Here is a 20793-nt window from a genome sequence, read left to right as displayed (position 1 = left end):
CGCATAGTTGCAAGGCAGCCACCGCTAAGGCTTATGAGTCCTCTTTTTGGGACATATTGCCTTCAACACGATTGCCAGACGGCCAAGCTTAGGCTTAACTCCCTGCTGCGGGGAGCAGGCCGGAATGGCCTGCATGAGGGGGCAGAGGTGACACAGGTGGACACGCGCAAGGCCTTTGAGGGTGAAGACTATGGTTCCAGCGGACATCCTATTGATTCCGCTCAGGTCAGGGCTGAGGCCATGAAACCGTCCAAATCCGGAAACCGCTTGCCCCTGACCGGGTTTGTCGTGCTGATGCTGGCCGGCCTTTTAATGTGCGCACTCGCCGTCTTCACGGGCGGAGCCCCTGTATCAAGCCCATACAGCGAAGACTGGATAAGCTGGGCGCGCATTGAGACTATTCCCTCCGGATTGCTGGTGGTGGGCCTTGCCGTTATTCTTATCGGTATCGTGGGATGCCTGTTCCGCCTGACGGTTCCGGTGAAGCGCAGGTCCAAAGTCGCTGCTGCTGTTGCGCCTTCTGGTGGCGATGATTTCGATCTGGCCATACCGGAAACCCAACTCCAGATGAGCGGGGACGGCCTTAAGGTCGCCAGTGTCCATTATCTGAGCACAGATACACCCGACCAGACGAACCGTAACCGCGCCGCCCTGCGCTTTGAGGCCCCACCGGCCACCACTCAGGCCGGGCTGTCGCAATCTCAGGCCCCTCTGGCCACGCCGTCCAGCCATGAACTGATCCCGCACTATGGTGACAATGCCGCCGACGCCTTTGGCCTGCCGAAACCCCATCTGTCCCACCCGCATCTGAACAACCCGCAGCCCAGACCTGCGGAATTTAAACCGGAGGCCGAGACACCCGCTCGTCCGGTCGTGGACACAGACGTATTGTCGCCTGAGCATGGCCTGCACATTTCCGGCCTGAGACCCAAGCCAGCCTCCCCAGCGCCTGAGGCAATGCCTGAGCCCCCCCCCACCGCCCAGGTCATTCCATTACGGCCCGCCCCTGAGCCTGCACCTGAGGTGATGCAAGCCCCGCAAGAGCCAATCGGATCTGATCCGGTGGCCACCGGATCAGTCGCCCTTGCCACTGAATCACCACTTACGGCACAAGAGCGTGCGCCCGATTCTGGTTTCGATTCTGGCCCGGTTGTTTTCACTGAGCCTGACCCCGCCCCATTACCTGATACGCTGTCCGATCCCATTGCTGCGGCTCTGCTGGCGGAGGCCCCTGAAACGGCTGTCCGTGACCTGCCTCCCAGCGATATTAATGCCGTAGTCACGTCCGCCATGCGCTTTATCGACACGCCGGCTCCTGCGGCGCATGACGCCTATGCCCCAGTCGTGCCCGCACCTGTGACGGTTCAGGATCAGGCTCCAGCTCCGGCTGCAGTTGCAGTTCCTGTCCTGACACCGGAAGAAGAGATCGGTCAGACGGTATCGACGGCGTTGTCCGTCTGGCCAGACACCACGCGCCCGATCGCCGCCGAGGAATTATCGGTACGCATCAGCTATCTCTATTACGATAAATCCCCCCAGAGCCGCGAAGTGTTTGACCTGATTGCGGCTGGGGATTTGTCAGTCGCCGCCAGCCGGTTGCAGGGCATGGCCAATGAACTGATGAATGCCGGTGCTTTTGCCCATTCGGCGGAGTTATGGCGGGTATATGGCGCTCTGCATATGGGCCGCGATGACCCCAAGGCCATGATGGCCTATGAGCAGGTCTCTGAACTTGATCCATCGGACGCTAATATTCACCTTTATCTGGCCCGCCGCTATCAGATGGATGGCCGCACAGATGTGTTAGCACCGGTTATCGGTCGGGCTCTGGCCGTGGTCAGCGATCCGCAGACCCGTTCAGGCCTTCTGACCCAGTATGCCGATCTGAAGTTCAAGGTCGGTGATCTGACGACAGCGGCCACTGCGTTTGAGGAACTGAGCCTGATCAATGAGAGCCTGGCTTATCTTGACCCGTCCAATCTTCAGGTGCGTTCCGGTCGTGGGATTGCGCTGGCGCGTCTGGCCCAAATCCGTGAAATGCAGGGGGAACACCTCAGGGCAGCGCCACTATACCGTAAGGCCCATGAGGTGTTTGCTGAACTGTCCGCCCAGATGCCAGGCCATGCCGGCCTGAAAGCTATGGCTGACAACGCCCTGCGCGATGTTCAGCGGCTGGGGGCATAGCCCCCATTATTCATGGTCAGGGTGCTGATAGCTTATCAGGTCATTTAAAAACGGCGCAGAGTCGATGTCTTCGAGGGTGGCGCGCGTCGGCAGGCTGTGCAGGTTATCAACATAGGACAGTTTGGCTTCAACGCCGAACTGGATTTCGGGTATAATGGTCGCAGGGTCATCAAAGGCGGCGATGGATACCGCGACCCCGTCCGGCGCTTCGTAGGTCAGCGGTGTGCCGCACCCACTGCAAAACCCGCGTTGCACAAGGTTTGAGCTTTGAAAGCGAGCGGGTTCGGCTCTGGTCCAGATCAGGGTCGCCTCACGCACACTGACCAGAGGGGCAAAGAAATTGCCGTAAGCTTTCTGGCACATGCGGCAATGGCAGATCGAGGCGTGGCCGAGTTCGCCTTCGACTATGAATCGCACCGCGCCGCATTGGCATCCACCGGTTTTGACTGCTGGCATTTTCACCCCACCCGGCGCTTCGCGCCACCCTCCCCTGGCTTTTTAGTGCGCTACCGCTTCGCTGCTTGAGCGCGCCGGGGAGGTTCTTTTATGCACCACCGCGCGCATAGGCGAGGGATTTTGTCATGTAAACAGGAGGCAAGCGCCGCAGGTACACATAGTACCTGCAAGCCGCAGCCGACGAACTTACAGGGCAAAAGACCCGCCTAGGCCAGAGACATTTTTTTGAGGACTTTATAAGCCTTTATGACGCGTTGCAGCTTGTCCTCGGCGGAGCGGTCACCGCCGTTGTTGTCGGGGTGACAGCGTTTCAGCATCTCAGTGTAGCGCACTCGGATCTGTTCGGCGGTGGCGCCGACATCGAGGTCGAGATCGGCAAAGGCCTGACGCTCGATCTTGCCATACTGGCGCTGAGAGGGTTCGGCCTTACTGCGATCAGGGCTGGCACCGGCGCCAAAGACGCTGTGGGGATCGTACATGCCATTGCCGATCTTCGCGCCCTTGGTGGCGAAGTTGGCGGCTTCGCGGCTGACGCGGGAGGCACGGAACTGCCAGGTCGGGCGGCCGCCGGTAATGGTGGCTTCGCGGTGCTGCTTGGCTTCGCCCTCAGACATGCCGGAAAAGAAGTTCCAGTTTTTGTTGTACTCGCCCGCGTGCGCCTGACAGAAGTTATAGTATTCGTTCATCATTTCGCGCGACTTAGGCGCCTTGGCCGTCGACGCGCGATGACACTCCGGCCATTCGCAGCGAATCTGACCCGGCTTTAGCGACAAGACGTCATCTTCGGGACGCTTGCCCTGCACTTCGCCTTCTTTGGGCGGGCGGATGCGCATGTCGAGACCGAATTTGGGGGTATATTTGTAACCGTCGCTCATAGTATGAACTGTGATCCTGAAACCTAAAAAAAACTGGCCGAACACTTTAACAGAAAGGTCTGGCAAAATCATGGGAATAGTCACTGAGCGGCTGAAATCCAAGCTGGAAACCGCCTTCAAACCGCAACGACTGGAGATTCATGATGACAGCGACAAACATAGTGGACACTCGGGCGCCCGTGAAGGGGGCGAAAGTCATTTTTCTGTGTTGATCGTCTCAGACGCCTTTGAAGGCCTCAACCGCGTGGCGCGCCAGCGCAAGGTCAATGAGGCGCTGCGTGAGGAATTGGCCGGGCCGGTCCACGCCTTGTCGATACAGGCAAAAACCCCTGCCGAGGTCTAAAGCCCTCAAGCAGCGTAGCGGTAGGGCACTTACGGCAAAAAAGGCACCGGGGGGAGCCGGTGCCTTTCGCGTTTCAAAGGTTAAGCCAAACCTAGTTCAGCTTTATGGCCTTGGAGAACAGGCGGTCATCGGAGGCAACAAAGATATCGCGACCACCCAGATTTACCGAAGCGACCTTGCCGTCGGCGATCTTGACCGAGCCATTGACGGTCTTGGTGTCGGAACCTTCGACATAGCTGTAGGTAAATTCAGAAGAAATCGTGCTGGCTTCAGCCACACATTCCTTGAGGCGGATAGTCTTGCGCGACACATCGGTGGCGCTCATGCCGAGCTTTTCAGACACGGCCAGGGTCGTCAGACGACCGGTTTCCAGGAACTGAGCCTGATCACATTCAGCTAAGGCCGAGCCGCCGATAAGGGCCGAGGAGATCGCAACGGCAAAGGCGAGGGAGAAATTTTTCATGACACACACATCCATAAGTTAGCGCTAACAACAATGTCAGCGCTGTCATTGTTAAAAAACAGGATGAGTCAGGTCAATGCAAAATGCTGCATTGCAACACAATGTGAACGGGATTTATTCGCAGATGCAAAGGCGACCGCCCATGAAATTCTGAATTACGCCTTCAAACCTGCGTTGATTTCAGCCGCTCAGTGGCCATACGGTAAATACCATCCGCCACCTCGCCCGGGTCGTTCAGAACATCGCCTGCAGCTATTCGCACGATCATGAGATCTTGAGCCGCCATCCATTTATCCCGGATATCATCTCTGCGCGCGCGACCGTAAAGACTGTGCGCCATACCATCTATTTCGATGACCAGTTTGGCTTTGGCACAATAAAAATCTGCCACATAAATACCCAACGGGTGTTGACGCCGAAACTGCGACTGGCCCTTTTGACGTACACGAAGCCGCCCCCAGATCAGCATTTCGGGCAGGGACATATCTTTTCTAAGGGCGCGGGCTTTGTCTCTCGGCGGCTTTAACAAGATATCCTCAACATAAGAACCTCCCCTTAATATAAGGGGAGGATGTCACGTAGTGACAGGTGGGGTTTACGGAACCTTCAGTCACCCCCTCCGCCCCTCCGGCCCACCTCCCCCTCAGCAAGCTGAAGGGGAGTTCTAAGACTAAGCCGCCTTCCTATCTACCTTACCGAAACGGCCATAGAAGGTTTCCCCCTTGGCCGCCATGTCGCGCAGAAGCTGCGGCGGGGCAAAGCGGTCACCATAAAGGCCGGTCATGCGATCCAGCTCCGCCACAAACGTCGCAGTACCAATCGAGTCGATCAGGGAGATGATCCCGCCCGACCACGGCGCAAAGCCCCAACCGAGGATCGAGCCGACATCGGCTTCACGCGGGTCGGTGATGACGCCCTCCTCGAAACAGCGCGCCGCCGTCACTGCCTGAATATAGAGCAGACGCTTTTTCAGTTCTTCGGCCTGCGCCGGATCGGCCTCAGACATGGTCACGGGGAACATATCCTTGGTGCCCGCCCACAGCGCTTTGTTGCCGCCCGCTTCGGGATAGTCATAGAAACCCTTGCCGTTCTTGCGACCCAGACGACCGTCGGCCACCATCTTGGCGACCTCGGCCTCACCGGGGATAGGGATATAGTTCGCCCCTTCGGCCTTGGCCGTTTCCGACGTGATCTTGACCAGCAGATCAAGCGCGACATCATCCATCATCTCAAGCGGCCCGCGCGGCATACCCGTTGCGCGTCCGACATTGTCGATAATGGCGGGGGCAATCCCTTCGGCCCACATATGCAGACCCTCGGCGGTAAACGGGATGAAGCAGCGGTTGGCAAAGAAGAAGCGTTCGTCATTGACCACGATCGGGGTCTTTTTGATCTTCAGCACATAGTCAATCGCTTTGGCCAGAGTCGCATCCGAGGTCTTTTCGCCCATGATGATCTCAACCAGCATCATCTTATCGACCGGCGAGAAGAAGTGGATGCCGATATAGTTTTCCGGCCGCACCGACGCCTTGGCCAGCAAGGAAATCGGGATGGTCGAGGTATTGGAGCCGAATACCGCTGTGTCCGCCAGTTCAGCTTCGGCCAGCTTTGTAACCCCAGCCTTGAGTTCGGTGTTTTCAAACACCGCCTCGACCACCAGATCGGAGCCCTTGATCAGGCCGTAATCCGGCGTGGCGGCAATCAGATCGAGCACGCCTTGCGCCTTATCCTGAGTCATCTTGCCACGAGACACGGCCTTTTTCAGCAGGTCTTCGCAATGGGATTTGCCCTTATCGGCGGCGGCCTGATCCCGGTCGATAAGCACGACCTTGATGCCCGACATAGCCGTGACATAGGCGATCCCCGCCCCCATCATGCCGGCGCCCAGCACAGCCACTTGAGAAAACTCGGTCTTGGGCACCCCCACCGGACGGCCTGAGCCCTTACCCACCGCCTGCATCGAGAAAAACAGGGTGCGGATCATGGCTTTAGCTTGAGGTGTCATCAAGGTCTTGGCGAAATAACGCGTCTCGACCTTAAGCGCCGAATCGATCGGCAGTTGCAGCCCTTCATAGACGGCGTGCATCAGGTTGATAACCGCCGGATAGTTGCCATAGGACTGTTTGCGCAGCAGGGCGTTACCCATCATAAAGACCTGCGCGCCCGCCGGATGGTACGGCCCGCCGCCGGGGATTTTGAACTCTTTCTTGTCCCACAGAGCGACCGGATCGCCTTTTGTTTTGATCCAGGCCTTCGCCGCCTCAACCACCTGATCGTCGGCGACCACTTCGTGGACAATACCGGCGGCCAAAGCCTCTTTCGGCTTAAAGTTCTTACCTTCCGACATGGCGATCAGGGCGGCTTGCGCGCCGATCAAGCGCGGCAAACGCTGCGAGCCGCCGCCGCCGGGGAACAGGCCGATCTTGACTTCGGGCAGGCCCATCTGAACCTTCGGGCCATCCGACAATACGCGGTAATGGCAGGCCAGCACCAGTTCCGTGCCGCCGCCCAGTGCCAGCCCGTTGATCGCGGCTGCCACCGGTTTGCCGCAGGTCTCCAGCGCCCGATAGACACGGTTCATCTCAAATGCGGCGGCAAAGGCGCCTTTTAGCTCGGCTTCGGGGTCAGATTTATCAATCCCCTCAGCCTCCCACGCGCCGCCCAGCATTTCCTCAAGGTCGGCCCCCGCGCAAAAGCCGTTGGACTTGGCCGAGGTGATCACCACCCCCTTGACCGCCCCATCGGTTTTGGCGCGCTCGGCAATCGCCATCAGGTCATCGAGCGCGGCCTTGGTGAAGGTGTTCATGGTCTTGCCGACCGTATCAAAGGCGCAGACCAGAATGCCGTCGGAATCGAGTTCAACTTTAAAATTTTGCATAGTTTCCATCCTCTTTAAGGACTACCCCTCCGTCCCTTCGGGCCACCTCCCCACTGCGTAGGGAGGAGATTTCGCGCCCCCTCCTCCCTATCAAGCCTTTCGGCGCAGATGGGGAGGTGGCAGCGAGCCATCAGGCGAAGCTGACGGAGGGGTACTCTTTCCTGCCGTTTGTTAAATACGCTCAATAACCGTGGCCGTGGCCATGCCGCCACCGACGCACAGGGTCACCAGCGCGGTTGATTTACCGGTACGCTCCAGTTCATCCAGCACGGTGCCGAGGATCATCGCTCCCGTAGCCCCCAGCGGGTGGCCCATCGCAATCGCCCCGCCGCAGACATTGATCTTATCGTGCGGAATATCGAGCGCCTGCATGTAGCGCAAAACCACCGACGCAAAGGCTTCGTTCAACTCATAAAGGTCGATATCGGCCACGCTCATGCTTAAGCGTTTCAGCAGCTTTTCCGTCACGTACGACGGCCCCGTTAGCATGATCGACGGCTCGGACCCGATCGAGGCCATGCCCTTGATGCGGGCGCGCGGCCTCAACCCCGCCGCCTCACCGGCGCGTTTATTGCCGATCAGAACCGCGGCCGAACCATCAACGATGGCCGAGGAATTGCCCGGCGTATGGATGTGATTGATGCGCTCAAGTTCAGGATAACGCTGATTGATGACCGCATCGAACCCGCCCATTTCACCCATCATGGCAAAGGACGGATTAAGCCCCGCCAGAGCCTGCATATCGGTATTGGGGCGGATGGTTTCGTCGCGGTCAAGGATGGTGACGCCCAACTGATCTTTCACCGGATGCACCGATTTTTTGAACCGGCCCTCGGCCCAGCTTTTGGCCGAGCGTTTGTGCGATTCGACGGCGTAGGCATCAACGTCATCGCGTGAAAAGCCCCACTTGGTCGCAATCGTATCGGCCGACACCCCTTGCGGGACGAAATAGGTCGGGAACGCCGCCGCCACATCGATCGCCCAGGCCCCACCGTCCGAGCCCATCGGAATACGGCTCATCGATTCAACGCCGCCGCCAATGGCCATATCGGCTTCGCCCGATATCACCTTGGCCGCCGCCATATTGATAGCCTCAAGGCCCGACGCGCAAAACCGGTTGATCTGCACCCCGCCGCAGGTTTGCGCATAGCCGGCCGCCAGAACTGCCGCGCGGGCAATGTCGCCGCCCTGCTCGCCCACCGGCGTCACGCAGCCCCAGACCACATCTTCGACCAGCGCCGTATCGAGGCCATTACGCTCCGCCAGCCCCGTCAGCACCTGCGCCGACAGGTTAAGGGCGGTGATTTCATGAAGTGAGCCGTCTTTCTTACCCTTACCACGCGGGGTGCGCAGCGTGTCATAGATATAGGCGGCATTAGCACTGTCGGCCATGTAGCGTCCTCCGAAGCTTTTAATTGGTGAAAGGTGTGCGCCAACTTTACGCGAACGTCAAGATACGATGTTGGTAAACTTCACGCTACCAGCCTGAAATTCACCCCGATAATTATCATACAATTATTTTACCGATCATCGTTTCCAGACTGGATTTTTGAAGCGTATGCGTTAAATAAAGTCCGACAAAATCAATAAACAGGGGCATGACCATGACTGATGACATTATCCGCATTTCACCGCCAGGGTCGTTTCTCGGCGAAGGGCCGTTATGGTCGGCGCGCGATAATGCCGTCTATTGGGTCGATATCTTAGGCCATAAGCTGCATCGCTATCGCCTTGATGACAAATCCCTGAAACACTGGGTATTCCCCGAGCCGATCGGCTGGGTCATTGAGCGCGAAAAGGGCGGGTTTATCGCGGGCCTTAAGTCCGGTTTCACCCAACTGACGCTGGAGCCCTTCACTCTGAAACATATCGGCGATCCGGAACCCCAGCACCCCGACAACCGCCTCAATGACGCCAAGGCCGATAAGTGGGGTCGCATCTGGGCGGGCAGCCTGCACATGCCGCAGACCGAAAAAAGCGGCGGGCTGCACCGCCTTGAGGCCGATCTGACCTTTAAACATATCGACGGCCCCTATCAGGTCGCCAATGGCCCGGCGTTCAGTCCGGATCACACAAAAATCTACCACACCGATTCCGGCGCGGGTGAGGTTTACGTATTTGATCTGGATGCCGACGGTAACGAATCCAATAAACGCCTGTTTGTGGCCTTTAACGAAGATACCGATGGTTCGCCCGATGGTATGACGACGGACGCGCAAGGCGGCATCTGGATCGCCCACTGGGGCGGGTCACGTATCAGCCGCTTTAAGCCTGATGGCACGCTTGATTTCGCCATTCCTATGCCCGCAAAGCAAATCACCTCCATGACCTTTGCAGGTAAGAGCCTTGACCGCCTGTTTGTGACCTCGGCCGCCGTCGATCAGCCGGATGATAAAGAGGCCGGGACTTTATTTGAGGTGCCAACTCCGCTATTACGCGGCCACACCGGATTACCGACGCTGCAATTTGGCGGATAAATTCAAAGGTACATATTCATGAGCACACCTACGCTGATCGGTGCCGATTGGGGCACGACCAACTTCCGCATGTTCCTTTATGATGAGACAGGCGCGGTCATCGCCAAGCACGCCGCCAATATCGGCCTGAAAAACCTTGGTGTCTTAAGCTTTGAGCAGGCCCTGTTGAGCGTGCTTAAGGACGATTTCGCGGGATTAGATCACCTGCCGTTCATCCTGTCGGGCATGGTCGGCTCGCGTCAGGGCTGGGTCGAAGCGCCCTATGCCGCCTGCCCGTCGACGGTGAAGGACATTGCCGGACATCTGGTGCGCGCCCCGCACCCGCGTCTGGATGTGGCCATTGTGCCGGGGCTTTATGCCAAGTCGCCCGATACCGGCCTGCTCAATGTTATGCGCGGCGAAGAAACGCAGATCTATGGCTTGGGCGATGAGGCCGAAGGGCTGGTCATCCTGCCCGGCACCCATTCCAAGTGGGCGCAGGTCGAAGGCGGCGAGGTCAAAACATTCTCCACCCACATGACCGGCGAAATGTTCCAGGTGCTTAAGGCCAATTCGATCCTCGGCCTTTTGATGGACAATGACACCGACGACGAAGCCGCCTTCCTGAAAGGGGTTGAACGCGCCCTGAACGATAAGGCCTTCCTGTCGCTGATTTTCTCGGTACGGACTGAGGCTTTGTTCAACAATATCAAGCCGGAGAGCCTGTCGTCCTATATGTCGGGTATTCTGATCGGTTCGGAAATCGCCGCCGAGAAGGAAAAACACGGCAACAAGCCGGTCGGCATCGTCGGTGACGGCGCCCTGATCGAGCTTTACAAGGCTGCGCTTAAGTTTGCCGGTTTCGACCGCGTGACCCAACATGACGGCGATACCGCCTCCAGCCGCGGCCTGTGGGCCATCAATTCGTTACGATAGGAATCTCTTATGTCGCTTATGGAACAATGGCGCGATGCGCTGAATACCCTGCCGCTGGTGGCGATCCTGCGCGGCGTCAAGCCCGAAGAGGCTGAGGCGGTCGGCGATGCGCTAATCGAGGCCGGTTTCAAGATCGTCGAAGTCCCGCTCAATTCGCCCGATCCGTTCAAATCGATCCAGATGCTGGCCAGCCGTTTGGGCGAACGCGCTATCGTTGGCGCCGGCACCGTGCTGAAAGTTGGCGATGTCGAAACCTTAGCCGCCGTCGGCGGGCAGATCTGCATCTCCCCCAACACCAATGTAGACGTGATCAAAAAGGCCAAGGAACTGGGCCTGATCTCATTCCCCGCCTTCTTCACCCCGACCGAAGCCTTTGCGGCCATTGAGGCCGGTGCCGACGCCATCAAGCTGTTTCCGGCAGAGCTTGCGGGCCCCAAGGGGCTTAAGGCCATGAACGCCGTTATCCCCCGCACGACGCCGGTCTTTCCGGTCGGCGGGATCGAACCCACCAATATGGGCGAATACCTCAGCGTCGGCGCGCGCGGTTTTGGTATCGGTTCCAGCGTCTATAAGCCTGGCGACACCGCCGAAATCGTGTATGAAAAGGCCAAGGCATTCGTAACCGCCTGGCAGGGACTAAAGGGCTAAGCCTGTAAAGGGCTTCAGGGGCTAAAATACATGACCGCTACATTGACACCGGCCAAGCCGGTGAATTCTCCCGCGCAGGTGCTGGTCGCCAGCCTGATCGGCACGACCATCGAATTTTTCGACTTCTATGTCTATGCCACGGCGGCGGTTCTGGTGTTTCCGACCCTGTTCTTTCCCAACAGCGACCCGACTTCGGCCCTTTTGCAGTCGTTTGCGACCTTCTCCATCGCCTTTTTCGCCAGGCCGGTCGGGGCTATCGTCTTTGGCCATTTCGGTGACCGGATAGGCCGTAAGGTCACACTGGTCGCGGCCCTGCTGACCATGGGGATTTCAACCGTTATCATCGGTCTTCTGCCCTCCTATGCCCAGATCGGGGTGTGGGCACCTCTATTGCTGGCGCTGTGCCGGTTCGGTCAGGGTTTTGGCCTGGGTGGTGAATGGGGCGGCGCGGTACTGCTTGCCACCGAAAACGCCCCCGAAGGCAAGCGCTCCTGGTACGGTATGTTCCCGCAGCTTGGGGCGCCGCTGGGGCTTTTGCTGTCGTCCGGCGCCTTCTGGATATTGCTGCATTTCATCTCACAGGAAGATCTGCTGAGCTGGGGCTGGCGCATACCGTTTATCGCGTCTATTGCCCTGATCGCCATAGGCCTGTGGGTACGTTTGTCGATCACCGAAACCCCGGAGTTCCAACAGGCCATCGATAAGCACGAACGCGTCGAAGTGCCGCTGGTCGAGATTTTCAGCAAATATAAGCGCAGCCTGTTCTTAGGCACCTTTGTGGCGCTGGTGACCTTTGTACTGTTCTATATCGGCAGCGCCTATCTTCTGTCGTATAACGTCAAAATCCGTCAGATTCCGTTTGTCGATGCCCTCGGTATTCAGATTCTGGGCTCGATCGCTTTTGGTATTTTTATTCCGATCTCGGCCAAGATGGCCGAGCAATATGGCCGACGCGAAGTGCTGATCGGCACCACCGTCACCATCGGCGTGTTTTCTTTCTTCCTGCCGACCTTGATGGGCGGCACCGGCGTTGAAATCGCTGGCTTTTCCATACTGGCTATGGCGCTGATGGGCATGACCTACGCCCTGATCGGCACGGCTTTGGCCGCCCCCTTCCCCACACGGGTAAGGTACACCGGTGCGTCACTGACGTTCAATTTCGCCGGTATCGTCGGCGCGTCTCTGGCCCCCTATGCCGCCACATGGTTGCAGGCCAATTACGGCCTGCACTTCGTCGGCTATTATATGCTGGTCGCCGCGATCATTACGCTGGTCTGTATCCTGCTGTCAGGTAAGGACGAGGTTTAAACCTTATCCACTATCACTGACGGTTAAGCGCCCAGAATAGCCCGCCGCAAACAGTTCAGGAATCGTGTCAAGGCATGAAGACCTATCTGTGCGGCATGATCACGCAGGCAGCGCAAGACCGGCATTATCCTTCCCCTGAGAGGCGCGTCTCGGTGCGCGCGGTGACATTGCATAAGTTGCCTGATTATCGCCCCCAGTCCTGCCTTTATCGCGCAGGTAATCAAAGGGTCGCCCGTAACCCAGTCAGGGATGATAAAATCAATGACATCAACCACATCAGGCAGCTCAGACACTGGCTGATGTAATAGACGCACATCACCGTCAAGAATATCTACCCATAAGTCCCCTTCCCCACCCTCTCCATTGCCGGTATGGACTTTCAGGTATAGACTTTTGCTGATTGTATCTGCGTCGCCTCTTTCGACAGTGGCTGTGACGGTATAGGCGACCGTCTGCTCATCAAACTGACCGTAATGGGCATCGATGCGAAAGGCGCAATGCGTCCCCTCCCCCAGACTGTGTTTTACCTCTAACATAATTCCCTCCCCAGAGTTGATATAGGCCATGACATCTATAACACACCCAACTCCACCCAGGCGCGCAAAAAATGCCGTATTCGATATTTGGCTAAAGTCGAACGGCTACAGCACTAACCCGAAAGCAATGCTCTCTGCGTGTCGTAAACATTTGGATATCCCGCATGAAAGCGAAGCAACACAGATATGGTATTTTTGCGCCCTGACCACTTTGGTAGTGTCGCAAAGCCTGAAAGGCGACATTGCAAAATATATTAGTGCGCTTAACCTTGAAGAGCTTGAAAAACTTCGCAATAATCTTCGTGAAATAAGTAGTATCTTTCAGGCTCCGGCCACCATCACACTACGTAATCCTAATAATTCCGATGACTTTGAAACCTATCTGGTTACGCCAAAAACTCATGAGGATCTTTTACCGATTATTAATAGGCAAATAATGCATAAAAGACACCCGCCAAGAAATTTCAATCTTCAGCCATGATCATCAAACACCGCCCGCGCCTTAAGTATATGGCTGTGGTTGTCGACTGCCCAGGCCATCAGCGGGCTTAGGGTCACAATCAGGCTGTCGCCCAGATCGGTCAATCGATATTCGACGCTGGGCGGATTGGTCGGAAAGACATGGCGGCTGATCAGACCGTCACGCTGCTGATCACGCAGGGTCTGGGTCAGCATCCGCTGGGAAATATCAGGAATGGCCCGCTTAAGCTCTCCGAAGCGGTGCGGACGGGCCTTGAGGTTCAGAAGGATCAGGCTCGACCACTTGCCGCCTATGTGATCAAGCACATCACGCACCGGACAATCGGACGGGTTCATGCCAACCGTGACGCCGCCGAGCACAGCCTCAACGATGGTATCGACACCTTTACCCATAAGCCCCTCACCTTGGGGTAGTTCCTTCAACATGCCTATCTCCCGAAAACCTGCCGTCTTTACAGGCCCCGATAAGTTCCTATTTTGCATCTAGTCTCGGAAAGAGACCATGTCTCTTATATAGGATACCTACCCATGTCACAAGATACCCTGCTCATCACCGGCGCCAGCGGCCAACTGGGCCAGTTGGTTCTGAAACATATCGCGGATAAGACCAGCGCTAAAGTCATTGCCGCGTCCCGCGATCCGTCGAAACTCAGCACGGCATTTGAAACCCGTGCCGCCGATTTCGATAAGCCGGAAACGCTCGCCGAAGCCTTCAAAGGCGTCGACCGCCTGCTGATCATCTCGACCGACGCCCTCGCCGTCCCCGGTCAGCGCCTGAAGCAACACCAGGCTGCCATTGCCGCTGCCAAGGCCGCGGGTGTGAAGCACATCGTCTATACCTCCCTGCCCAATCCCGAGCCCGGCAACCTGATCAGCTTTGCGCCCGACCACTACGGCACCGAACAGGCGGTGATCAACAGCGGGCTTGACTACACCATCCTGCGCAATAACTGGTATGCCGAAAACAGCCTGATGGCCCTGCCCCATGCCGTTGCGACCGGCCAGTGGTTCACGTCCACTAAAGGAGGTAAAATTGGCTACGTGACCCGCGAAGATGCCGCTATCGCCGCTGCCACCGTCCTCGCCAATCCGCCCGCCACCAAGGCCATCTATACGATCACAGGCCCGCAAGCCTTAAGTCACACCGAGGTCGCCGCCCTCGTGACCGAAGTGACGGGTAAACCCTTAAGCGTGGTCGATGTCGCCGATGCCGATTTCAGAGGCGGTCTGATCGCGGCAGGCCTGCCCGATTTTGTGGCCGATATGCTGACCTCGGCTGAGGCCGCCATTCGCGCCGGTCAATTGTCGGGCGTCACCACCGATCTGTACAGCCTGACCGGTAAGGCCCCGACCACCTTCCGCGAATTTATCACCGCCGCCAAGGGGGCCTTGCTGGCCTAAACTACTCAGGCTATGGGGAGACTATGCACATTCTCCCCATAACCCCTGATCAGGTTCAGGCCCTGTCTGATCTGGCGATACGCAGCTTTTGCGACACCTTTGCCCATCTCTATCCACCTGCGGATTTAGAGGCGTTCCTGCGCGGATCCTATGCGCCGGAGGTTCTGGCCCCGCAGGTGGCTGATCCGGCCCAGTTCTGGCGCATGGCGTGGGCGGATGACAAAGCCGTTGGCTACCTGCACGCCGGCCCCGTCGGCCTGCCCCACGCCGATGCGGATAAGACCGCTCAGGGCGAAATCAAGCGGCTCTATATCGATACCTCTCAGCAAGGTCAGGGCTTAGGCAAACAGCTTCTGACCATCGGTCTGGATTACCTTTCGGAACGCTATGGCAACGCCCCGCAATGGATTGGCGTGTGGAGTGAAAACCACCGAGCCCTGAACCTTTACCAGTCTTACGGTTTTGAGAAGGTCGGCGAATACGGCTTTCCGGTAGGCTCAACCATCGACCACGAATTTATCCTGCGCAAAGGCAGGGACACAGCCCCCGCCCCCTGAAAAACGGGCGAAGACGGATAGGTCAGCACCTTATTTCTCCCCCCTGTTGCGAAGCAATGGGGAGGAGAAGATTGCGCGGCCTATCACCGCACTCCAACTAATGAGTCAAGAGGACACGCTCCGCAGCCACTTGGTGATCGCCCAGGCATAGCCGTCATTGCGGATGCACTTTATGATCTCCAGCGGCTCCAGCCAGATCAGTTCGTGATCATCCTCTATCTTGGCCTCAAGCCGCTCACCGATCAGCGATACTTCAAAGATATGGGCATGGTTGAGATACTGCTGGCGCGGATCGTTGCGGTTGACGACATACTGGCGCACATCCGTGACCAGCCGCCCCGGCGTGACCTTAAGTCCGGTTTCCTCAAGGAACTCCCGCACCAGCGCCTGATGGTGTGTTTCATCGCCATCGACGGCTCCGCCCGGTATATCGTAAATCAGATCACCAAGTCCGATGGCCACGCAGGCTAACTGCCCGTCACGGATCAAGATGCCGTGCGCGGTCGTGCGCCTGACCAGCTCAAGAGCGGGGTTACGTTCGCCGAACGTCAAGGTCCCCGCCATCGAACCTAATCCCTGAGATAGATATAGATGTCCGGCACCTTACCGGCGACGATGTCATCATAGGTAGCACCTGGATAGCCGACCTTCATAGTCTTGGACTCGCGCCAGGCATCAACCACCACATCGCGCAGATCCGAAGCCCCAGCCCCCAGCAATTTGGCCATAAACTCGCGGCCCTTACCGGTCTGCGCGGCAGGATCGTCAAGCTTGAACACACCTTCTTTTTCAAGCTCATAGACCGGTACCAACTGGGTAAAATTGCGCTTTATCTTCTCGGCCATGCACACCTCGATCTTGGCCGAGCAGGTTACGGGAGCCGCCATATGGCTGCGCACATCGACAACCTTGATGTGGGCGCTGACGAAATCGGACTCGAGCGGGCCGTGTACCTTCTCAGAGGTAAAGCCCTGCGGATTGGCCGTGTCCTTGTCCCAGCCATTGTAATGGATGCTCAGGTGCATCGGATTGGTGGAATCGCCCATATAATGGGACAGAACACCGATATCGCGCAGCATTAACTGCTCACGACGGATGCGGTCGGCCTTGTACCAGGCACGCTTAGCGGCATCCTTTTCGCGTACCTCAAGATAATGCAGCACGCGCCAATAGGCCATGTCCTTGACCACCTGCTGATACGCATCAATCTGCGCATAGGGCAGATAACCGGCGTGCCAAGGCTTCTTGCCATTGGCGACCACGGCGATGTCATAATCAGCGCGGGTGCGTGGCAGATTATCCATGGTCGTGCCGGCAAAGGTCGTGCCGTCGTCATAAAGATCGATAAAATGTGCCGAGTTACGGTCGGAATCATGGACGAAACCGGCATCACGCCAGCGGTCAGGCTCGCGCGAATATTCACCGACATCGGCAATCGACTGCGGCGTCTTCAGAAAGGACGGCAGATGCGCTGGCAAGGCCCGCATGGCCTCCTCCCCGATCAGGCGGTGCCCGTGCGATCCCCAGGCCAGCGCCTGCGATGCACCACATGCCGCAACCACAACCGCCACAACCGCAACAGACTTAAACCATTTCGACATCGGGCATCCCCCTTGATTTACACACAAAAACTTTAACTTTGGCCGCGGCTCAGCCCCCGTCCCTTAGCCCTCAGGGGCCAAGGTCACTTCAAGGCCGTTAAGCTCATCGCTCATCAAAATCTGGCACGACAGGCGCGAGTTGCGCTTGACCATAAACGCTTCGTCGAGTTTTTCATCCTCTTCGTCGCGCTTTTCGACCAGCTTATCCAACCACTCCGGTGCAACATAAACATGACAGGTGGCGCACTCAAGCGCGCCGCCGCACTCGGCCTTGATCGGCAAACCGTTGTCGCGGATGATTTCCATGATCCGCCAGCCATCAATGGCCGGCAGGTTATGGATCACGCCGTCACGGTCAGTGCACAGAATATGAAGGTCTTCGCTCATGATATTTTCAGGGTTCGCAATATTTTAGGTTTCGTGGGAATTTAGCCCCGCTTTAAGACAGTCCCGCCCCAAAATCCAACTAAAACTAACCTTTCAGCGACTTAAGCTGCAATTCATGCAGATAGGCCGACACATCCATCAGCGCCTCATCCAGCCCGGTTTTCAGGCGCTCCAGACGGGTCGGCGCCCCCTCGACATCGCCATGCTCGGCCGCGTGGGCCAGTTCGGACAGCTTCATGGCGCCGATGCCTGATGCCGCACCCTTAATGGTGTGGGCGGCATCGCGCCAGCCTTCGTGGCTGACCTCCAGCAGCGGCGTCCAAAGCTGGGCCTGCTGTTGAAACAGATTAAGCACCTCTTCAATCACCACCGCATCATTGAGGGTAAACGCCTCCAGTCGTGAAAACTCAACGGCACCTGAAAGATCGCGGCGAGCCATATCGGTCTTTTCCCCATGATTGCGCAATAAAAAGGGTCATAGACTGATTTTGTGCTTGAATCCCAGAGGAAAATGCGTATTTTCCGCCGCTCTGCTGCCGGTGGATACCAAACGCCGGTCTGAAAATAGTGTGGGTGTGTAGCTCAGTTGGTAGAGCAGCTGACTCTTAATCAGCGGGTCCACGGTTCGAGTCCGTGCCCACCCACCACTTCTTCCTTTTAATTCAACGAATCGACGTCTGGCCAGGTTTCGTCGAAGAGGCCGGAAACGATTTCCATGGCGCCGCCTTGATAGGCGTGAGTACCAACGAAGTCGGTAAGCGGTGGAAGCGTAGCTGCCTGCACGGCGGCGGCCGAAGCAACAGTCGGCGGGTTTGCCGGAACCATAGTCTGGGCCACGGTCAATCCAGCCATAGCTCAGAAAGCCAGCGCTACAATCAATACATTTCTTGGCATGAAGCCCCCTGCCAACGGATAGTAAACCGTTATCCAAATCGCACAATTGAAAAATTTTCCGCGCAGAATTGATTAACTGCCTGGCCCTCGGCTCAGTCGCAGGGGCGCCCTGAGCGCAAATAGAATTGTGAGAAGGGCCGTTAGTTGTAATTCGCCTCAAAGCGGACAAAAGAGGTGTCTGGGCATCCAGGTTGATACCGCTCTGGAAATGTACCGGGCAACTTAACCTGTAAATTACGCTTACCGTCCAAGGCCTATATAAAATCTATATGCCGCCGACGTGCAATCATACACCGCCTATATGCCGATCGGCCTAAAGCCCTCCCACCTTAAATGTGAACGGAGGGCTTTTTATATGGCCATCGTCTATTGTCTGGCCGGGGCAGGCTTTTTCGGCCTGTGCCTGGCTTTTGTCGGTTTCGCCGACGCTTTGCGTGAGGGCGGATCATGATCGCGCTCTATATCGCTGCGGGCATAGTGACCGTCGCTTTGGCGGGCTATCTGATCGTCGCTTTGATCAAGCCTGAACTCTTCCCATAAACAGAATTATTTTAACGCGCATTTATATCCAAAAACCGCCTTGAAACTTTCTTGGCACTTTTTGGAATGCGCTTATCCGGAGAAACCGACATGATGCTCGGTGTCACACCAAGCGGCTGGTTGCAGCTTGGCTTTTATATGTGTGTGCTGACGGCGCTGGCCGTGCCGCTAGGCGGGTATATCGCCCGCGTCCTGTCAGGCGAGCGGACGACTATGTCCTTTCTGCTCGGTCCTGTTGAACGCGCGTTCTTAAACCTCAGCCAGTCACGTCCGAGTGAGGACATGACCTGGAAACAATATGCGGGCGCGGTCATTGCTTTCTCGCTCGGCGGCTTTTTGCTGCTGTTTGGGCTGCTGCTGGCCCAAGGCGTCCTGCCGCTCAATCCGCAGGGCCTGCCCGGCCTGACGCCTGATCTGGCGTTTAACACCGCGGTCAGTTTTGTCACCAATACCAACTGGCAGTCCTATGGCGGCGAAATGACCCTGAGCTATTTCAGCCAGATGGTCGGCCTGACGATGCAGAACTTTGTGTCGGCGGCGGTGGGTATTGCCGTGCTGGCGGTTCTGATGCGCAGCTTATCGCGGCAATCCACCGATAAGCTTGGTAATTTCTGGACCGATCTGGTGCGGATCAATCTCTACATCCTGTTGCCGCTGGCGCTGATCGTCGCGGTCATTCTGGGCTCGCAGGGGGTTATCCAAACCTTTAGCGCCTATATCACGGCTCAAACGATTGAAGGTGGCCAGCAAACCCTGGCGCTGGGGCCGGTGGCCTCACAGGAAGCCATCAAGATGCTGGGCACCAACGGCGGCGGTTTCTTCAACACCAACTCTGCCCACCCGTTCGAGAACCCAACACCGTTCAGCAATTTTGTCGAACTGATCTCGATCCTGATCCTTCCGGCAGCGCTGTGTTTCACCTTCGGCAAGATGGTCGGCGACAAGCGTCAGGGTGTTGCGATCTTTGCGGCCATGACGCTGGTGTTCGTACCGATGACGGTCGCCTGTATCGCGCTTGAGCAATCGGGCAATCCTCATCTGATTGCGGCGGGCGCGGATAGCGCCATAAACATGGAAGGCAAGGAAACCCGCTTTGGCATCGCCAATTCGGCCCTGTGGGCGACAGCCACCACCGCCGCGTCCAACGGTTCGGTTAACGCCATGCACGACAGCTTTACGCCGCTGGGTGGCATGATCCCGATGATCCTGATGAAGTTCGGCGAAGTCATCTATGGCGGTGCGGGTTCAGGGCTTTATGGCATGCTGGTGTTTGTCATCCTGACTGTGTTTATCGCCGGGCTTATGGTCGGACGCACGCCTGAATATCTCGGCAAAAAGATCGGCGGCTATGAGATCAAGATGGCCTCAATCGCCGTGCTGTTTCCGTGTGCTCTGGTGCTGATCTGCACCGCTGTGGCGGTACTGTCACCACTAGGTCAGGCCGGCATTTATAACCCTGGAGCGCAGGGTTTTTCTGAGGTGCTTTATGCCTTCACGTCTGCCGCGAATAATAACGGTTCGGCCTTTGCAGGCTTGGGTGCCAACAACCCGTTCTATAACTCACTGCTTGGGTTGTGCATGTTGTTTGGCCGGTTCTTTGTCCTGCTGCCGGTTCTGGCCATTGCCGGATCGCTGGCGGCTAAGCAGACCGTCCCCGCCTCCGCCGGAACCTTGCCCACCCATACCCCTCTGTTCGTAGCCATCCTGATCGGGGTCATCGTCCTCGTCGGTGTGCTGACCTATGCCCCGGCACTCGCCCTTGGGCCGGTCATCGAACATCTCATAATGATCAAAGGCTAAATTCACTCTCCTCCCCTGTAACTACGGGGGAGGTGGCAGCGAGCTTCGCG

General features: G+C 57.3%; 24 protein-coding genes and 1 tRNA gene. 12 read left to right on the top strand and 13 right to left on the bottom strand.

Features of this window, described 5'->3' with window-relative positions:
• Window positions 1-147: 147 nt before the first annotated feature.
• Window positions 148-2184, top strand: coding sequence for a hypothetical protein (locus PQU98_RS15505; RefSeq protein ID WP_272745873.1), 2037 nt, complete (start codon window positions 148-150; stop codon window positions 2182-2184).
• A gap of 6 nt (window positions 2185-2190) precedes the next feature.
• On the opposite strand, the gene PQU98_RS15500 is transcribed toward PQU98_RS15505, so the two are convergent.
• Window positions 2191-2640 (bottom strand): GFA family protein, encoded by a 450-nt coding sequence (locus PQU98_RS15500; protein ID WP_272745872.1) that lies wholly within the window; start codon window positions 2638-2640, stop codon window positions 2191-2193.
• A gap of 206 nt (window positions 2641-2846) precedes the next feature.
• Window positions 2847-3515 carry a J domain-containing protein gene (locus PQU98_RS15495; protein WP_272745871.1) on the bottom strand — a complete coding sequence of 223 codons (669 nt, stop codon included), beginning with the start codon at window positions 3513-3515 and terminating at the stop codon, window positions 2847-2849.
• Between the two features lie 70 nt (window positions 3516-3585).
• On the opposite strand from PQU98_RS15495, the gene PQU98_RS15490 reads away from it, so the two are divergent.
• The gene (locus PQU98_RS15490) at window positions 3586-3858 is read left to right on the top strand and encodes a BolA family protein (protein ID WP_272745870.1); all 273 of its coding nucleotides are present in this window, start codon (window positions 3586-3588) and stop codon (window positions 3856-3858) included.
• 91 nt (window positions 3859-3949) lie between these two features.
• On the opposite strand, the gene PQU98_RS15485 is transcribed toward PQU98_RS15490, so the two are convergent.
• The 4 genes from PQU98_RS15485 to PQU98_RS15470 form a co-directional block, all read right to left on the bottom strand.
• A complete protein-coding gene (locus tag PQU98_RS15485; protein WP_272745869.1) occupies window positions 3950-4321 on the bottom strand; it encodes a hypothetical protein in 372 nt (123 codons plus the stop codon).
• Window positions 4322-4484: 163 nt separating this feature from the next.
• On the bottom strand, window positions 4485-4850 hold the full coding sequence (locus tag PQU98_RS15480) for an endonuclease domain-containing protein (RefSeq protein ID WP_272745868.1): 366 nt from the start codon (window positions 4848-4850) through the stop codon (window positions 4485-4487).
• 141 nt (window positions 4851-4991) lie between these two features.
• Window positions 4992-7199, bottom strand: a complete 2208-nt coding sequence (locus tag PQU98_RS15475; RefSeq protein ID WP_272745867.1) for a 3-hydroxyacyl-CoA dehydrogenase NAD-binding domain-containing protein — start codon at window positions 7197-7199, stop codon at window positions 4992-4994.
• A gap of 171 nt (window positions 7200-7370) precedes the next feature.
• Window positions 7371-8591: an acetyl-CoA C-acetyltransferase gene (locus tag PQU98_RS15470; RefSeq protein WP_272745866.1), complete on the bottom strand. Its 1221-nt coding sequence runs from the start codon at window positions 8589-8591 to the stop codon at window positions 7371-7373.
• 212 nt (window positions 8592-8803) lie between these two features.
• Between PQU98_RS15470 and PQU98_RS15465 the strand changes: the two genes are divergently transcribed.
• Genes PQU98_RS15465 through PQU98_RS15450 form a run of 4 tightly spaced genes read left to right on the top strand, consistent with a single transcriptional unit; the run spans window position 8804 to window position 12547 of the window.
• Entirely contained in the window at window positions 8804-9676 is an 873-nt protein-coding gene (locus PQU98_RS15465; protein ID WP_272745865.1) for an SMP-30/gluconolactonase/LRE family protein, read from the top strand.
• 18 nt (window positions 9677-9694) lie between these two features.
• On the top strand, window positions 9695-10591 hold the full coding sequence (locus PQU98_RS15460) for a 2-dehydro-3-deoxygalactonokinase (protein ID WP_272745864.1): 897 nt from the start codon (window positions 9695-9697) through the stop codon (window positions 10589-10591).
• A gap of 9 nt (window positions 10592-10600) precedes the next feature.
• On the top strand, window positions 10601-11239 hold the full coding sequence (locus tag PQU98_RS15455; protein ID WP_272745863.1) for a 2-dehydro-3-deoxy-6-phosphogalactonate aldolase: 639 nt from the start codon (window positions 10601-10603) through the stop codon (window positions 11237-11239).
• A gap of 30 nt (window positions 11240-11269) precedes the next feature.
• The gene (locus PQU98_RS15450) at window positions 11270-12547 is read left to right on the top strand and encodes an MFS transporter (RefSeq protein WP_272745862.1); all 1278 of its coding nucleotides are present in this window, start codon (window positions 11270-11272) and stop codon (window positions 12545-12547) included.
• Window positions 12548-12570: 23 nt separating this feature from the next.
• On the opposite strand, the gene PQU98_RS15445 is transcribed toward PQU98_RS15450, so the two are convergent.
• Window positions 12571-13113 carry a hypothetical protein gene (locus tag PQU98_RS15445; RefSeq protein WP_272745861.1) on the bottom strand — a complete coding sequence of 181 codons (543 nt, stop codon included), beginning with the start codon at window positions 13111-13113 and terminating at the stop codon, window positions 12571-12573.
• On the opposite strand from PQU98_RS15445, the gene PQU98_RS15440 reads away from it, so the two are divergent.
• Complete coding sequence (locus PQU98_RS15440; protein ID WP_272745860.1) at window positions 13112-13564, top strand: hypothetical protein; 453 nt, start codon at window positions 13112-13114, stop codon at window positions 13562-13564. The genes PQU98_RS15445 and PQU98_RS15440 overlap by 2 nt on opposite strands.
• Here PQU98_RS15440 and PQU98_RS15435 read toward each other — a convergent pair.
• Window positions 13555-13989: a winged helix-turn-helix transcriptional regulator gene (locus PQU98_RS15435; protein ID WP_272745859.1), complete on the bottom strand. Its 435-nt coding sequence runs from the start codon at window positions 13987-13989 to the stop codon at window positions 13555-13557. The genes PQU98_RS15440 and PQU98_RS15435 overlap by 10 nt on opposite strands.
• 102 nt (window positions 13990-14091) lie before the next feature.
• Here PQU98_RS15435 and PQU98_RS15430 point away from each other — a divergent pair, with 102 nt between their 5' ends.
• Both PQU98_RS15430 and PQU98_RS15425 read left to right on the top strand, forming a co-directional pair.
• Window positions 14092-14964 (top strand): SDR family oxidoreductase, encoded by an 873-nt coding sequence (locus PQU98_RS15430; RefSeq protein WP_272745858.1) that lies wholly within the window; start codon window positions 14092-14094, stop codon window positions 14962-14964.
• 23 nt (window positions 14965-14987) lie between these two features.
• A complete protein-coding gene (locus PQU98_RS15425) occupies window positions 14988-15521 on the top strand; it encodes a GNAT family N-acetyltransferase (RefSeq protein ID WP_272745857.1) in 534 nt (177 codons plus the stop codon).
• Between the two features lie 105 nt (window positions 15522-15626).
• On the opposite strand, the gene PQU98_RS15420 is transcribed toward PQU98_RS15425, so the two are convergent.
• From PQU98_RS15420 to PQU98_RS15405, 4 genes are all read right to left on the bottom strand, one after another.
• On the bottom strand, window positions 15627-16085 hold the full coding sequence (locus PQU98_RS15420; protein WP_272745856.1) for an NUDIX domain-containing protein: 459 nt from the start codon (window positions 16083-16085) through the stop codon (window positions 15627-15629).
• Window positions 16086-16090: 5 nt separating this feature from the next.
• Window positions 16091-17122 carry a phospholipase C/P1 nuclease family protein gene (locus tag PQU98_RS15415; protein WP_272745855.1) on the bottom strand — a complete coding sequence of 344 codons (1032 nt, stop codon included), beginning with the start codon at window positions 17120-17122 and terminating at the stop codon, window positions 16091-16093.
• 63 nt (window positions 17123-17185) lie between these two features.
• Window positions 17186-17509, bottom strand: a complete 324-nt coding sequence (locus tag PQU98_RS15410) for a 2Fe-2S iron-sulfur cluster-binding protein (protein WP_272745854.1) — start codon at window positions 17507-17509, stop codon at window positions 17186-17188.
• Between the two features lie 85 nt (window positions 17510-17594).
• Window positions 17595-17948: an Hpt domain-containing protein gene (locus tag PQU98_RS15405; protein WP_272745853.1), complete on the bottom strand. Its 354-nt coding sequence runs from the start codon at window positions 17946-17948 to the stop codon at window positions 17595-17597.
• Between the two features lie 132 nt (window positions 17949-18080).
• Between PQU98_RS15405 and PQU98_RS15400 the strand changes: the two genes are divergently transcribed.
• A tRNA-Lys gene (locus PQU98_RS15400) sits at window positions 18081-18156 on the top strand.
• Window positions 18157-18166: 10 nt separating this feature from the next.
• On the opposite strand, the gene PQU98_RS15395 is transcribed toward PQU98_RS15400, so the two are convergent.
• Entirely contained in the window at window positions 18167-18361 is a 195-nt protein-coding gene (locus tag PQU98_RS15395) for a hypothetical protein (protein WP_272745852.1), read from the bottom strand.
• A gap of 489 nt (window positions 18362-18850) precedes the next feature.
• On the opposite strand from PQU98_RS15395, the gene kdpF reads away from it, so the two are divergent.
• Both kdpF and kdpA read left to right on the top strand, forming a co-directional pair.
• Entirely contained in the window at window positions 18851-18943 is a 93-nt protein-coding gene (kdpF, locus tag PQU98_RS15390; RefSeq protein WP_272745851.1) for a K(+)-transporting ATPase subunit F, read from the top strand.
• Window positions 18944-19033: 90 nt separating this feature from the next.
• Window positions 19034-20743, top strand: coding sequence for a potassium-transporting ATPase subunit KdpA (gene kdpA / locus PQU98_RS15385; protein WP_272745850.1), 1710 nt, complete (start codon window positions 19034-19036; stop codon window positions 20741-20743).
• The last annotated feature ends 50 nt before the right edge of the window (window positions 20744-20793 follow it).

Source organism: Asticcacaulis machinosus (assembly GCF_028550435.1).
Classification (GTDB): Bacteria; Pseudomonadota; Alphaproteobacteria; order Caulobacterales; family Caulobacteraceae; genus Asticcacaulis; species Asticcacaulis machinosus.
The sequence above is the reverse complement of the archived record's forward strand: the minus strand, read 5'-3'. Positions and strand labels throughout refer to the sequence as shown.